Here is a 14166-nt window from a genome sequence, read left to right as displayed (position 1 = left end):
CCGCGCGGCCGATGACTCCCTCGCTGCTCCAGAAGATCGCGCAGACCCGCGAGGGCGCGCCCGCCACGCGGCGCGCGATCCTCGACCTGATCCTCGAGGACCCCGACCGGGTGCTCGAGGAGAGCTTCGAATCGCTGGCCGAGCGCTCCGGCAGCTCGGTGCCGACCATCATGCGCACCTGCCGCGACCTCGGCTTCGCGGGCCTGCGCGAGTTCAAGCTCGCGCTGGCGCAGGAGCTCGCGCTCGGCGGCTCGCCGCTGCACCGCCGCGTCAACATCGAGGACGCCGCCGACGAGGTGGTGTCGAAGATCGCGCGCAGCGCGGCCGCCTCGGTCTCGGGCGTGCGCGGCCAGCTCGACATGCAGGTGCTCGACGGCGCCGTCTCGGCCATCGCGGCCGCGCCGCACGTCGACCTCTACGGCGCCGGCGCCACCTCGTGGTTCATGGCCAATGACCTGCAGGCGCGGCTGTTCCGGCTCGGCCTGTCGGCCAATGCCTGGGCCGACTACCACCTGCAGCAGGTGGCCGGCGCGGCGCAGCGCCCCGGTGGCGTGGTGATCGCGATCTCGCACGTGGGCGGCATGCCCTCGCTGCTCGACGCGGTCGACATCGCGCGCGGGCAGGGCGCCAAGGTGGTCGCGCTCACGCGGCCCGGCACCGCGCTCGCGGCCAAGGCCGATTTCCTGCTCGGGCTCTCGGTGCCCGACGACGCCGTGATGCACGTGGGCATCGATGCCTACCTGACGCACCTCACGGCGATCGAGATCCTCACGGTGCTGGTCGCGCAACGGCGCGGCGAGCCGGCGGTGCAGCGCCTGCAGCGCGCGCGCGAAGCCTTCCAGCGCCACGGCATCGACGCTACCACGCACCCGCTGCAGAGCTGGGACGGCGGCGGCATCAACGAGAAAGGACGCCGATCGTGAGCGCTCCCCAAGCCGTGCTGCTCGAGGCCGGCCTCGTGGTCGACGGCTCGGGCGGCCCCTCGTGGCCCGGCGACGTGCTGCTGCGCGGCGACCGCATCCTCGCGCTCGGCGAGGGCCTGCGCGCGCGCCTGCCCGAGGGCCTCGAATTGGCCGATGTCGAGGTCGTCGACTGCCGCGCCAAGGTGATCGCGCCGGGCTTCATCGACGCCCACACGCACGACGACGCGATCGTGCTGCGCGACCCGCTGTGCCTGCCCAAGGTGTCGCAGGGCATCACCACCGTGGTCACGGGCAACTGCGGCATCTCGCTCGCGCCCTACCGCACGCCGCAGTCGAAGCCACCGCTCACGCTGCTGGGCGCCGATTCGTTCCGTCACGCGAGCATGGCCGAGTACCGCGCCGCGGTCGACGCCACGCAGCCCGCGCTCAACGTGGCCGCGCTGGTGGGCCACACCACCCTGCGCTTCGCCGCCATGGAGGCGCTCGACCGGCCCGCGAACCCCGACGAGCTCGCGCGCATGGAAGCATTGCTCGATGCCTGCATGGCCGAGGGCGCGCACGGCATGTCCTCGGGCCTGTTCTATGAAGAAGCCTTCGCCGCGCCCGCCGAGGAGGTGACCGCGCTCGCGCGCGTGGTCGCGCGCCATGGCGGCGTCTACGCCACCCACCTGCGCAGCGAGATGCAGCAGATCGTCGAGGCGCTGCACGAGGCCGGCGACTCGGCCTTCGCCGCGGGCGTGCCGCTGGTGATCTCGCACCACAAGTGCGCCGGGCCCGCGAACTGGGGCCGCACGAAAGAGACGCTGCCGCTGATCGAGTCGCTCGCGCAGCGCCAGAAGATCGCGATGGACGTCTACCCTTACGTCGCCGGTTCCACCGTGCTGCGCGAGGACCTGGTCGACGGCGTGATCGACGTGCTGCTGACCTGGTCCGACCCGCACCCCGAGATGACCGGCCGGCTGGTGTCGGACATCGCGCGCGAATGGGGCGTGAGCGAGCAGGAGGCCTGTCTGCGGCTGAAGCCCGGCGGTGCCTGCTACTTCCAGATGCAGGAAGAGGACGTGGAACGCGTGATCGCGCATCCGCTGACCATGATCGGCAGCGACGGCCTGCCGCACGACCGCCATCCGCATCCGCGGCTGTGGGGCGCGTTCCCCCGCGTGTTCGCGCGCTACTGGCGCGAGCGCCGGCTGTTCACGCTCGAGCAGGCGGTGCACAAGATGACCGGCATGAGCGCGCGCAACCTGCGCATCGCCGAGCGCGGCCTGCTGCGCGCGGGCCACATGGCCGACGTGGTGGTGTTCGATCCCGAGACCATCGCCGACACCGCCACCTACGACCGGCCCAAGGGGCTGAGCCTGGGCATCGAGCGCGTGTTCGTCAACGGCGTGCTGGCCTACCGCGGCGGCGCGACGGTGGACGAGGCGCGCGTGCTGGCGCGCGTGGGGCGCATGCTGACGCGCGGCACCTGAGCGTGGCGGCCGCCCCGCGGCTGTCATCGGACTGTCACGAACCGTCATATTGCGTGGCTAGGATGTTCCTCGAACCCCGATGAAGGGGCCGAGGAGCAGCACCGTTGGAAATCCGCAAACTGATCGCGCCGGCGCTGGCCGTGGTTCTGCTGGCCGCGGTCGCGGGCGGCGTCTGGTATTCGAACCAGCGCGTGCGCGACGACACGACGGCCGGCAACGCCGCGCGGATCGAGCAGGCGCGCCATGTGGCGCTGCGCGGGCTGATCGGTTCCGAGAAGGAATCGTTCTTCGCCGACGAGCGCGTGCAGCAGGCGCTGGCCGCGCAGGGCATCACGGTCACGGTGGAGAAGGCCGGCTCGCGCGCCATCGCCGAGCGCTACGACGCCGCCAAGTTCGACTTCGGCTTTCCCTCGGGCGCGCCGGCGGCGCAGCGGCTCAAGGAGCTGGCGAAGGCGCCCAACGTCTACAACCCCTTCTACACGCCGATCGTGCTCGCGAGCTGGCGGCCGATCGCCGAGATCCTGATCGCCAACGGCGTGGCCGAGAAGCAGGGCGACTTCTACTACGTGGTCGACCTGCCCAAGCTGATGGCGATGATCGAGAAGGGCACGCGCTGGAAGGAGCTCAAGGCCAGCGCCGCGTTCTCCACCAGCAAGTCGCTGCTGATCAATTCGACCGACGTGCGCACCTCCAACTCGGCGGCGATGTACCTGGCACTGGCGAGCTACCTCGCGAACGGCCAGCAGATCGTGCAGAGCCAGCAGGACGTGGACCGCGTGCTGCCGACGGTGGCGCCGCTGTTCCTGCGCCAGGGCTTCCAGGAGCAGTCCTCGGCCGGCCCGTTCGAGGACTACCTCGCGCTCGGCATGGGCAAGGCGCCGCTGCTGGTGGCCTACGAATCGCAGCTGGTGGAGTTCTGGCTCAAGCATCCCGACCGGCTGCGCGGCGACATGGTGCTGCTCTATCCGCGGCCCACCGTCTATTCGAAGCATGTGCTGGTGCCCTACACGCCGGGCGGCGCGCGCCTGGGCGCGGCGCTGGAGAACGATCCCAAGCTGCGCGAGCTCGCGCACGAATACGGCTTTCGCACCGGTGGCGAGGCCAAGGGGCCGGAGAACTGGGCCGGCCGCGGCGTCAAGGTGCCCGACGTGCTGGTCGACGTGATCGACCCGCCCAGCTTCGAATGGCTCGAACGCATGACCACCGCCATCGAAGGCCGCTTCAAGTGAACCCGAGGAACCCATGAACACTTCCCGTCCCGAGTCCTCTCCCGCCACCGCGGTCGCCGTTGCAGCGCCCGACGTGCTGCAGCCGCCGCAGTCCTTCGTGCTCGAGCCGCCGGCGCCCGTCGCGCCGGTGCCGGTCGAATCCGCCAGCGGGCGGGTGCGGCTCAAGCCCGAGGAGGTCGGCGAGCTCGATGCGCAGGTCGATCGCTTCATCGACGACATCACCGCGCACGACAGCCAGCATCCGCAGTTCAAGGAAGCGGTGGCGCGCATCCACTCGATGGGCAGCAAGGAGATCGAAGCCTCGGCCTCGGTCTCCAACCGCATGCTCGAACGCCCGGTGGGCTCGCTGCGCAACGGGCTGTTCGGCCAGGGCTCGCAGATCGGCCAGTCGCTGATCGACCTGCGCCACCAGGTCGAGGACCTCGATCCCTCGAAGCAGGGCGACCTGTTCTCGGCGCGCAAGCTGCTGGGCCTGATCCCGCTGGGCAACAAGCTGGTCGCCTACTTCGAGCGCTACCAGTCCTCGCAGTCGCACCTCAACGCGATCATCGAGTCGCTCAAGCGCGGCAAGGACGAGCTGCTGCGCGACAACGCGGCCATCGAGCAGGAGAAGGTCAACCTCTGGACGCTGATGGAGCGGCTCGAGAAGTACGTGCACATCGGCAAGGCGCTCGACGCGCGCCTCGACGCCAAGGCGCGCGAGTTCGACGCCACCGATCCCGAGAAGGCGCGCGTGGTGCGCGAGGAGATGCTGTTCTACGCGCGCCAGAAGGTCACCGACCTGTTGACGCAGCTCGCGGTCAACATCCAGGGCTACCTGGCGCTCGACATGATCCGCAAGAACAACCTCGAGCTGACCAAGGGCGTGGACCGCGCCACCACCACCACGGTGTCGGCGCTGCGCACCGCGGTGATCGTGGCGCAGGCGCTGGCCAACCAGAAGCTGGTGCTCGACCAGATCGGCGCGCTCAATGCCACCACCGGCAACCTGATCGCCACCACCAGCGAGTTGCTGCGCGAGCAGACCGGCCAGATCCACCAGCAGGCGGCCTCGGGCACGATCGAGATCGCCAAGCTGCAGCAGGCCTTCGCCAACATCTACCAGACCATGGACGCGATCGCCGACTTCAAGCTCAAGGCGCTCGACTCGATGCAGACCACGGTCGACACGCTGAGCGACGAGGTGGCGCGCAGCCGCGGCTACCTCGACCGCGCGCGCCGCGAGACCTCGGCCGCCGCGCTGCGCGAGCCGTCCGCGGGCGGCGGGGTCGTGCTGTGAGCCTGGCGCCGGCGCGGCGCTTCGCGCTCGGTGCGCTGCTGGCGCTGGCCCTCGGGCTGGCCGGCTGCGGCCGCGAGGAGGCTGCCACGCCCACCGCCGCCGCGCCGCAGGCCACGCCGCCATCGGCCGCCTTCACCGTTCTCGCGGGCTCCGAGCTCAAGGACCTCGAGGCGCCGCTGGTCGAGGCCGCGCGTGCCGCCGGGGTGGAACTGCAGCTGTCGTACGCGGGCACGCTGGACATCGTGGAGCGCGTGAATGCCGGCGAGCGCTTCGATGCGATCCTGCCGCCCAACGGCGCTTATCCCGCGCTGGCGCTCGCCAAACCGGCGGTGGCGCGCGAGAAGCTCTTCTATTCGCGCATCGCGCTCGGCGTGAAGGCCGCCAAGGCCGCGCGGCTGGGCTGGGACAAGCGCGCGCCCGGCTGGGCCGACATCGCTCGGGCCGCGAGCACGGGCCAGCTGCGCTACGGCATGACCAACGCGACCAGTTCCAACACCGGCATGAGCGCGCTGTTCGCGGTCGCCTCGGCACTCGCAGGCAAGACCGAGGACCTGACGGCGCAGGACGTGGACGAGAAGACGCTCAAGGCCTTCCTCTCGGGCCAGAAGCTCACGGCCGGCAGCTCGGGCTGGCTGGCCGATGCCTACCTGGCCGATCCCGCGGCGATCGATGCGATGGTCAACTACGAGGCCGTGATCCTGCGCCTCAACGAGCGGCTACCCGCGGCCGACCGGCTGCTGCCGATCTATCCGCGCGACGGCATGATCTCGGCCGACTATCCGCTGATGCTGCTCGACGAGGCCCGGCGCGAGCCCTACAACCGGCTGGTGGCGGCCTGGAAGGGGGCCGCGTTCCAGCGCGACGCGCTGTCGGCCGCCTTCCTGCGCCCGGCCAATCCCGAGGTGCAGGCCGCGAGCGCGCTGCCCACGGCGGCGGTGTCGGAGCTGTCCTTCCCGAACCGGCTCGAGGTGATCGATGCCGTGCTCGGCACCTACCAGGCGCGCTGGCGCAAGCCCTCCACCTCGATCTTCGTGCTCGACCTCAGCGGCTCGATGCAGGGGCAGCGCCTGGAAGCCATGCGCGAGGCGCTCAAGCGGCTGTCGGGTGCCGAGGCCGGCGCCGCGGCGAGCGTGCGCTACAGCGCCTTCCAGAGCCGCGAGCGGGTGGTGCTGATTCCGTTCGCCACGCGCGTGTCGGAACCGGTGTGGGTGCGCTTCGAGCCCGAGCGCATCGGCGCCGCGCGCGAGGAGCTGCGCCGCCAGGCCGACGCGATGAAGGCCGACGGCGGCACCGCCATCTATTCCGCGCTGGCCGTGGCCGAGGACCTCGCGCGCGAGGAGCAGCGCAGCGATCCCGATCGCTTCGTGAGCATCGTGCTGCTGACCGACGGCCAGAACAACGCGGGCCTGAATCCCGAGGAGTTCCAGTCACGCTATGCGAACGGGCTGCCGGCGCGCATCTTCCCGATCCTGTTCGGCGAGGGCAACGCGGCCGAGATGCACCAGCTCGCGAAGTCCTCGGGCGGACGCGAGTTCGACGGCCGCCGGCTGGTGCTGGCGCAGGTGTTCAAGGAAATCCGGGGCTACCAGTGAGCCTGCGCAAAGGTCCGACGTGGCGCGGCATTCGCTGAAGCTGCGCGCGCTGCTGTTCCTCTACGGCAACGGCAACATCCTCGGCTGCGCGCTCGCGCTGGCCGGTCCGGCGCTGCTGTTCGCGGGCGTCATCGACCGCGGCTGGCTCGCCATCACCGCCGGCCTCTATGTCGGCGGCTGGCTGCTGGGCCGGCGCGCGCCCGAGCTCGAGCGCCGCATCGAGGACAGCCTGAGCCTGGAGGAGACGCTGCGGCGGCTCGAACAGGTGGTCGCGCGCGCCTCGCCGCACCTCACCGAGGACATGCGGCACAGCCTCGAGAGCGTGCGCGGCCTGGTGGTCGAGGTGCTGCCGCAACTGATGGATGCCGGCACCGGCGGCGACGACCTGTTCACCGTGCGCGAGACCGTGCTGCGCTACCTGCCCGAGACCCTGGCCAACTACGTGGCGCTGCCGCCGGCCTTTCGCGTCACGCAGCCGCTGAAGGACGGCAAGACCGCGCGCCAGCTGCTCGGCGAGCAGCTCGGATTGCTCGATGCCAAGCTGCGCGAGGTGGTCGCCAACCTGGCCGCGAGCGATGCCGCGGCGCTGGTGGCCAACGGCCAGTTCCTCGAGAAGAAGTTCAGGCAGCCCGATTTCCTCGAGGGCTGAGCCGCGCCGGCAAAGCCCTTGCAAACGTGGGGCCGCGCGCGGGCTTCGATAGACTGCGCGGGTGACTTCCTCCTCCGAGCCTCCCAGTCCGTCGCTGGCCTGCGCCAGCCTCCCGCTTCCTCGCCGCCGCTGTCCGCGCGTGCTGTCCCCGCCCCCGACACGGCCTCCGCCGCGTCCAACGGCTGCTTCTCTCCTCCCGAATCCCCCTTCATCGCCCGCCATGGTTCGCCCCATGCCGGGCCGCCTGCGCTCGCGCGCCACCTTCCATGATTGAACTGCTGTCCGACCCCGCCGTCTGGATCGGTCTCCTCACGCTCGTCGTGCTCGAGATCGTGCTGGGCATCGACAACCTGATCTTCATCGCGATCCTCGCGGAGAAGCTGCCGCCGCACCAGCGCGACCGCGCGCGGCTCATCGGCCTGAGCCTGGCGTTGCTGATGCGCCTGGGGCTGCTGTCCATCGTCTCGTGGCTGGTGACGCTGACCACGCCGCTGTTCAGCCTGTTCGGCCAGGGCTTCTCGGGGCGCGACCTGATCCTGCTGTTCGGCGGCCTGTTCCTGCTGTTCAAGGCCACGGCCGAGCTGCACGAGCGCATCGAGGGCGTGAGCCATGCCGTGACCGGCAGCGCGGCCTATGCGAGCTTCGGCGTGGTGGTGGCGCAGATCGTGGTGCTCGATGCCGTGTTCTCGCTCGACGCGGTGATCACGGCCGTCGGCATGGTCGACCACCTGCCGGTGATGATGGCCGCGGTGATCATCTCGATCGCGATCATGCTGTGGGCCTCGAAGCCGCTGACGCGCTTCGTCAACGCCCATCCCACGGTGGTGGTGCTGTGCCTGAGCTTCCTGCTGATGATCGGCCTGAGCCTGGTGGCCGAGGGCCTGGGCTTCCACATTCCCAAGGGCTACCTCTACGGCGCCATCGGCTTCTCGGTGCTGATCGAGGCGCTCAACCAGTGGGTGCGCCGCAATGCGCTGCGCCACGAGGCGCGCCGGCCGCTGCGCGAGCGCACGGCCGAGTCGGTGATCCGCATGCTCGGCGGCCGCACGCGCGGCGAGCCGGTGCCCGTGGGCAGCGATGCGGCCGATGCCGATGCGCCCGAGGCCGAGCCCGCCTTCGGCATCGAGGAACGCAACATGGTCAGCGGCGTGCTCTCGCTGGCCGAGCGCAACGTGCGCTCGGTGATGACGCCGCGCGCCGACGTTTCCTGGGTCGACCTCGACGACGATCCCGAGGCGCTGCGCGAGCAGCTGCTCGACACGCCGCACGGCATCTTCCCGGTGTGCCGCGGCTCGCTCGACCAGGTGGTGGGCGTGGCGCGCGCCAAGGACCTGCTGGGCCAGCTGCTGCGCCACGGCCGCATCGACGAGGGCCATGGCCTGCGCGCGCCGATCTACGTGGCCGAGTCGACGCGCGTGATCCGCCTGATCGACACCCTGCGCGGCGCGCGCGGCCAGCTCGCGCTGGTGGCCGACGAGCACGGCACCCTGACCGGCGTGGTCACGCCGATCGACGTGCTGGAGGCGATCGCGGGCGAGTTCCCCGACGAGGACGAGGCGCTCGAGATCCAGCAGACCGGCCCCGAGGCCTGGACCGTGGCCGGCAGCGCCGACCCGCACCTGCTCGAGCAGGCGTTGCAGACCAACGGCCTGGCGAGCGAGGACGACAGCTACACCTCGGTGGCGGGGCTGCTGCTCGACCGCTTCGGCGGGCTGCCCGCGGCCGAGGCGACCTGGGTGCACGACGGCTGGGAATTCGTCGTCACCGGCGTGGATGCGCAGCGCATCCGCGAGGTGGCGGTGCGGCGCGTGCCCGTGGCGTTGCCCGAGGCCTGAAGCGCGCAGGGCGCCGCTTTGATAGGCTGGCGCCTTCCGCTTTCCGATCCGCTCCGCGCATGACCTCCAACGCCGCCCATCGCCAGCCCGTTCCCCTCGCCAAGGCCTACCGCCTGCTCAACCACGGCCCCACGGTGCTGGTGAGCGCGGCCCATGCGGGCCGGCGCAACATCATGGCGGCGGCCTGGGCCATGCCGCTGGACTTCGATCCGCCAAAGGTGGCGGTGGTGCTCGACAAGAGCACCTGGACCCGCGTGCTGCTCGAGGGCGCGGGCAGCTTCGCGCTGCAGGTGCCGGTGCGCGCGCAGCTCGACCTGACCGAGGCGCTGGGCAGCAGCTCGGGCCGCGAGATGGTCGAGCGCGACGGCCGCGACAAGTTCGAGGCCTACGGGTTGCAGAGCTTCGCGGGCAGCGCCACCGAGGCGCCCCTGCTCGAGGGCTGCGCGGCCTGGCTCGAATGCCGGCTGCTGCCCGAGCCGCCGATCCAGCAGCGCTACGACCTGTTCCTCGGCGAGGTGATCGCGGCCCAGGCCGACGCGCGCGTGTTCTCGAACGGCCGCTGGCACTTCGAGGGCCACGACGAACTGCGCACGCTGCACCACGTGGCAGGCGGGCACTTCATCGTCGATGGCGAGGCGGTGGACGCGAAGCCGCTGCCGCAGGCCGGGCGCTGAATCAGCCGTCGCTGGTCCGCCCCGACGCCACCAGCAACTGCCGCAGCACCACCCCGCCGCACAGCGCGGCCGCGCCAGCCAGCAGCACGAAGCTCAGCACGCCGGCCGGCGAGGCGTCCTCGAGCCAGCCGGCCACCAGCAGCGTGGCGCTGTTGTAGGCCGCGTGCAGCGCGATGCACGGGATCAGCGAGCGCGTGCGCTCGTAGAGCCAGCCCAGCACCGCGCCCATCGCCACGCCGACCACGAACTGGTAGATGTTCATGTGGGCCGCGCCGAACAGCAGCGCCGACATGAAGATCGCCTGCCCGCGCCCGTAGCGCTGCAGGAAGCCGCGCAGCACGATGCCGCGGAACAGCATCTCCTCGAGCAGCGGCGCCATCACGCAGACCGCCAGCACCGCCGCCACGCTGCCGTCGGCCATGCGGCTGAACATCGCCTCCTCCCAGGCCGACAGCGGCAGCGCCAGCGTCAGCAGGTTGATCGCGCAGGTGATCGCCAGCATCAGCGCCGGCACCAGCAGCAGCGTGGGCGGCACCACCAGCATCAGCGTGGCGCGCATCGAGGCATTCGAGGGATGGAACAGCGCGCGCCAGCCGAGCTTCTGCTGCTGCATCACGACCGCGAACACCAGCCCGTTGCCCAGCACGGACGACAGCACGCCGATCTGCATGGTGCTCAGGCCGAACAGCCGGTTGCCGTCGCGCAGCGCGGCGCCCACGACCAGCTCGCAGAGGAACAGGGCGAGGTACAGCAGGACGGCCTGGGTCGCCGAGGGGAAGGCCGGGCGGTTCGGGGAGGGCATGGGCGCTGCGCAAAGGTGGCGGGCATGTTAGCCGCTGCCGCCGGCCCGGCGCCTCCCCCAACCGGGGGGCGGTGTCAGACCACGAAGGGCAGGAAGCGCTTCGTGCCGCGCATGTAGGCGCGGTAGGCGTCGCCGAAATGCGCGATGCATTCGCGCTCGTCGCTGAGCGCCGTCAGCACCAGCAGCACGGTGGCCGCGAGCGCCAGCGCGAGGCCGGGGCCGCCGATGTCCTTGAGGCAGGCGCCCCAGGCCAGCAGCATCAGCGCGGTGTACATCGGATGGCGGATGTAGCGGAAGGCGCCGTCGGTGACCAGCGAGTCGGTCTTCTCGAAGCCGAGCAGCGCGGGATCGTCGTCGCGCGCCGCGCCGGGCCGCACCGCGGCCTGCAGCCGGCGCCAGGCATGCACCGGCAGCCAGGCCGACAGCGCCAGCAGCAGCCACGACAGCAGCTGGTGCGGCGCCAGCGGATCCACGTGCCACACGGGCAGGTTCAGCAGGATCAGCGCCAGCATGCACTCCCAGGCGAAGAAGCGGTAGAAGCCGTGCGAGCCGCGCCGGCGCAGCGCGCCGCGCGAGACGTACAGCAGCGCGGCCGACACGGCGACGAAGAGGGCGATCTGGATCCAGGCGAAAGGCATGAGGCCCGAATCTACACGCCGGGCCGCGGCGCCCTCACAAGGTGTGAAGAAACCGTAGCGAGCGCCCCGAGGTCGCGCCGAGGACCGGAGCCGTACTCTGTACGGTGAGGACCGCAGGTGCGAGATCGGGGCGCGCAGTAGGTTTATTCACACCTTGTCAGCCCATCGTCGAGTAGCCGCCGTCCACCGGGATCGACACGCCGGTCACGTAGTCGGCCGCGGGGCTCGCGAGGAACACGGCCGTGCCCGCGATGTCGGCCGGCCGGCCCCAGCGGCCCGCCGCCGTGCGCGCGACCACGCGCTCGTAGAGGCCCGCGACCTGGGCGCGCGCGCCGTCGGTCATCTCGGTCTGGAACCAGCCCGGCAGGATCGCGTTGACCTGGATGTTGTCGGCCGCCCACGAGAGCGCGGTCGACTTGGTGAGCTGCACCACGCCGGCCTTGCTCGCGGCATAGGCGGGCGAGTAGGCGGCGCCGAAGATCGACATCATCGAGCCGACGTTGACGATCTTGCCGCCGCCCGCGCGCTGCATGTGCGGATGCGCCGCGCGGCTCACGAGGAAGGCGCTGGTGAGGTTGGTCTGGAGCACGAGGTTCCACTCGTCGAGCGTGAGCTGGTCGACCGGCTTGCGCACGGTGGTGCCGGCGTTGTTGACCAGGATGTCGAGCCGGCCGCAGCGCGCGGCCACGGCGTCGACCGCCTGCTGCACCGAGGCCTCGTCGGCCACGTCGATGGCGACCGCGAAGCTGTCGCTGCCGAGCGCCTTCAGCGTCTCGACCGCGGCGGCCGATTTCTCGGGGTTGCGCGCGGCGATCACCACGCGCGCGCCGGCCTGCGCCAGGCCCTGGGCCATGCCGAGGCCCAGGCCGCCGTTGCCGCCGGTGACCAGCGCGACCTTGCCGCCGAGGTCGAACATCAGGCCGCCGCCGCCGCCGCCGGCACCGGCTTCTTCGCGACCAGCGTCAGGATGTCGTAGCTCGCGACCAGCTCGCCGTCTTGGTTCGTCACCTCGACGTCCCAGGCCACCACGCCCTGGCCCTGGCCGTTGGCGTCCTTGCGGTTGCGGTCGATCTTGCGCTTGCAGGTCAGGCGCGCGCGGATGGTGTCGCCGATGCCCACGGGCTTGACGAAGCGCAGCGTGTCGAGGCCGTAGTTGGCCAGCACCGGGCCCGGCGCGGGCGAGACGAACAGGCCGGCGGCCGCCGACAGCACGAAGTAGCCGTGCGCGATGCGCTTGCCGAACGGCGACTCCTTGGCCGCGATCTCGTCGAAGTGCATGTAGAAGTAGTCGCCCGACAGGCCGCCGAAGGCCACGATGTCGGCCTCGCTCACGGTGCGGCGGTGCGTCAGCAGGGAGTCGCCGATGCGCAGGTCCTCGAAGTGGCTGCGGAACGGATGCACCTCGCTCTCGCGCACCTTGGCGCCGCGCACGTGCTCGCCGGTGACGGCCGCCAGCATGGTGGGCGAGCCCTGCAGCGCGGCGCGCTGCAGGTAGTGCTTGACGGCACGCAGGCCGCCGAGCTCCTCGCCGCCGCCCGCGCGTCCCGGGCCGCCGTGCTTGAGCGGCGGCAGCGGTGAGCCGTGGCCGGTCGATTCGGCGGCGGCCTCGCGGTCGAGCACCAGCAGCCGGCCGTGCCAGGCCGCGGCGACGGGAATCGCCTTGGCGGCGGTGGCGGGATCGCGCGTGACCAGCGTGCCGACCAGGCTGCCGCGGCCGCGCGCGGCCAGCGCCAGCGCCTCGTCGATGCCCTCGTAGGGCATCAGCGTGCTGACCGGGCCGAAGGCCTCGATGTCGTGCACCGCGTCGTGCTCGAGCGGCTTGCGGCTCAGCAGCAGCGTGGGCGCGAAGAAGGCGCCCTCGGCCGTGCCCTCGCCCACGGGCGAGAAGCCCTCGCCGCCGCCGTACACCAGCTCGGCGCCCTTGCGCAGCTCGGCCACGCGCTCGGCCACGTCGGCCTGTTGCGCATGCGAGGCCAGCGCGCCCATGCGCACGTCCTCGCGCGAGGGATCGCCCACCACCGTCTTGGCCAGCCGCGCGCGCAGGCGCTCGGCCACGGCGTCGAGATGCTGGCGCGGCACGATGGCGCGGCGGATGGCGGTGCACTTCTGGCCGGCCTTCACCGTCATCTCGCGCGCCACCTCCTTCACGAACAGGTCGAACTCCTCGTCGTCGGGCGTGACGTCGGGCGCGAGGATCGCGCAGTTGAGCGAGTCGGCCTCGGCGTTGAACGGGATCGACTGGCGCACCAGGTTCGGATGCACGCGCAGCTTGGCGGCGGTGTCGGCCGAGCCGGTGAAGGTCACGACGTCGGGGCCCTCGAGGCGGTCGAGCAGGTCGCCCGTGCCGCCGATGACCAGCTGCAGGCTGCCTTCGGGCAGGATGCCCGACTGCACGATCAGCCGCACCACCGCCTCGGTGAGGTAGCTGGTGGCGGTGGCCGGCTTGCCGATGCAGGGCATGCCCGCGAGGAAGCTGGGCGCGAACTTCTCGAGCAGGCCCCAGACCGGGAAGTTGAAGGCGTTGATGTGCACCGCCACGCCGCCGCGCGGCACCAGGATGTGGGTGCCCGCGAAGCCGCCCTTCTTGCCGAGCGGGAAGGCCGGGCCTTCGTGCACCAGGTTGCCCGAGGGCAGCTCGTTGCTGCCGATGCCCGCGTAGGCCGCGAGCGTGCCGGCGCCGCCCTCGATGTCGACCCAGCCGTCGGCGCGCGTCGCGCCGGTGTGGGCCGAGACGGCGTAGAGCGTTTCCTTGTGGGCGGCGATGTACTTGGCCAGTGCCTTGAGGCGTTCGGCGCGCTGCTGGAAGTCGAGCGCCATCAGCGCCGGGATGCCGACGCGGCGCGCATGGGCCAGCGCCTCGGCGAAGTCGATCGCCTCGGCGTGCGTGCTGGCGATGGCCTGGCCGTTGACGGCGCTGCGCAGCGACTGCGCGGCCTCGCGGCCGATCCAGCGGCCGGCGATGTAGCTTTGGAGGGTGGTGCTCATGGTGCTGGGTCCTTTGCTATCTCTGTGTTGGGCCTTCCCCTGCGGGGGAAGGTCGGGATGGGTGCAGCCCCGGAGCTCGGGGCTGCGC

The 14166-nt window shown here is 71.4% G+C and carries 12 protein-coding genes; 8 read left to right on the top strand and 4 right to left on the bottom strand.

Going from position 1 to position 14166, the window contains the following annotated elements; genetic code table 11:
• Positions 1-11: 11 nt before the first annotated feature.
• From AC07RM_RS24665 to AC07RM_RS24630, 8 genes are all read left to right on the top strand, one after another.
• Complete coding sequence (locus tag AC07RM_RS24665; protein WP_495321799.1) at positions 12-923, top strand: MurR/RpiR family transcriptional regulator; 912 nt, start codon at positions 12-14, stop codon at positions 921-923.
• Positions 920-2395 (top strand): N-acyl-D-amino-acid deacylase family protein, encoded by a 1476-nt coding sequence (locus AC07RM_RS24660; protein WP_495336240.1) that lies wholly within the window; start codon positions 920-922, stop codon positions 2393-2395. Before AC07RM_RS24665 ends, AC07RM_RS24660 begins: the two co-directional genes overlap by 4 nt.
• 104 nt (positions 2396-2499) lie before the next feature.
• Positions 2500-3624: a hypothetical protein gene (locus tag AC07RM_RS24655; RefSeq protein ID WP_495336239.1), complete on the top strand. Its 1125-nt coding sequence runs from the start codon at positions 2500-2502 to the stop codon at positions 3622-3624.
• 13 nt (positions 3625-3637) lie between these two features.
• Positions 3638-4903 (top strand): toxic anion resistance protein, encoded by a 1266-nt coding sequence (locus AC07RM_RS24650; protein ID WP_296781397.1) that lies wholly within the window; start codon positions 3638-3640, stop codon positions 4901-4903.
• Positions 4900-6495, top strand: coding sequence for a vWA domain-containing protein (locus AC07RM_RS24645; RefSeq protein WP_495336238.1), 1596 nt, complete (start codon positions 4900-4902; stop codon positions 6493-6495). The genes AC07RM_RS24650 and AC07RM_RS24645 overlap by 4 nt, the downstream gene beginning before the upstream one ends.
• A gap of 19 nt (positions 6496-6514) precedes the next feature.
• Complete coding sequence (locus AC07RM_RS24640) at positions 6515-7144, top strand: hypothetical protein (RefSeq protein WP_296791758.1); 630 nt, start codon at positions 6515-6517, stop codon at positions 7142-7144.
• 269 nt (positions 7145-7413) lie between these two features.
• Positions 7414-8979 (top strand): TerC family protein, encoded by a 1566-nt coding sequence (locus tag AC07RM_RS24635; RefSeq protein ID WP_495336394.1) that lies wholly within the window; start codon positions 7414-7416, stop codon positions 8977-8979.
• 59 nt (positions 8980-9038) lie between these two features.
• Positions 9039-9653 carry a flavin reductase family protein gene (locus tag AC07RM_RS24630; RefSeq protein WP_495336237.1) on the top strand — a complete coding sequence of 205 codons (615 nt, stop codon included), beginning with the start codon at positions 9039-9041 and terminating at the stop codon, positions 9651-9653.
• Position 9654: 1 nt separating this feature from the next.
• On the opposite strand, the gene AC07RM_RS24625 is transcribed toward AC07RM_RS24630, so the two are convergent.
• From AC07RM_RS24625 to paaZ, 4 genes are all read right to left on the bottom strand, one after another.
• Positions 9655-10455 (bottom strand): CPBP family intramembrane glutamic endopeptidase, encoded by an 801-nt coding sequence (locus AC07RM_RS24625; RefSeq protein ID WP_093351788.1) that lies wholly within the window; start codon positions 10453-10455, stop codon positions 9655-9657.
• 74 nt (positions 10456-10529) lie between these two features.
• On the bottom strand, positions 10530-11093 hold the full coding sequence (locus AC07RM_RS24620; protein ID WP_093351785.1) for a methyltransferase family protein: 564 nt from the start codon (positions 11091-11093) through the stop codon (positions 10530-10532).
• Between the two features lie 157 nt (positions 11094-11250).
• Positions 11251-12009, bottom strand: coding sequence for a glucose 1-dehydrogenase (locus tag AC07RM_RS24615; RefSeq protein WP_209544575.1), 759 nt, complete (start codon positions 12007-12009; stop codon positions 11251-11253).
• A complete protein-coding gene (gene paaZ / locus AC07RM_RS24610) occupies positions 12009-14078 on the bottom strand; it encodes a phenylacetic acid degradation bifunctional protein PaaZ (RefSeq protein WP_495336236.1) in 2070 nt (689 codons plus the stop codon). The genes AC07RM_RS24615 and paaZ overlap by 1 nt, the downstream gene beginning before the upstream one ends.
• Positions 14079-14166: the final 88 nt, after the last annotated feature.

The organism is Variovorax sp. GW821-FHT09B05 (genome assembly GCF_059418265.1).
Note: the sequence above shows the minus strand (reverse complement) of the source record. Positions and strands in the feature narration are given on the sequence as shown.

Excerpts from the sequence above, each read along its gene's own strand:
- AC07RM_RS24665 (WP_495321799.1), top strand. The coding sequence starts at position 12 with ATGACTCCCTCGCTGCTCCAGAAGATCGCGCAGACCCGCGAGGGCGCG.
- AC07RM_RS24650 (WP_296781397.1), top strand. The coding sequence starts at position 3,638 with ATGAACACTTCCCGTCCCGAGTCCTCTCCCGCCACCGCGGTCGCCGTT.
- AC07RM_RS24630 (WP_495336237.1), top strand. The coding sequence starts at position 9,039 with ATGACCTCCAACGCCGCCCATCGCCAGCCCGTTCCCCTCGCCAAGGCC.
- AC07RM_RS24625 (WP_093351788.1), bottom strand. The coding sequence starts at position 10,455 with ATGCCCTCCCCGAACCGCCCGGCCTTCCCCTCGGCGACCCAGGCCGTC.
- AC07RM_RS24620 (WP_093351785.1), bottom strand. The coding sequence starts at position 11,093 with ATGCCTTTCGCCTGGATCCAGATCGCCCTCTTCGTCGCCGTGTCGGCC.
- AC07RM_RS24615 (WP_209544575.1), bottom strand. The coding sequence starts at position 12,009 with ATGTTCGACCTCGGCGGCAAGGTCGCGCTGGTCACCGGCGGCAACGGC.
- paaZ (WP_495336236.1), bottom strand. The coding sequence starts at position 14,078 with ATGAGCACCACCCTCCAAAGCTACATCGCCGGCCGCTGGATCGGCCGC.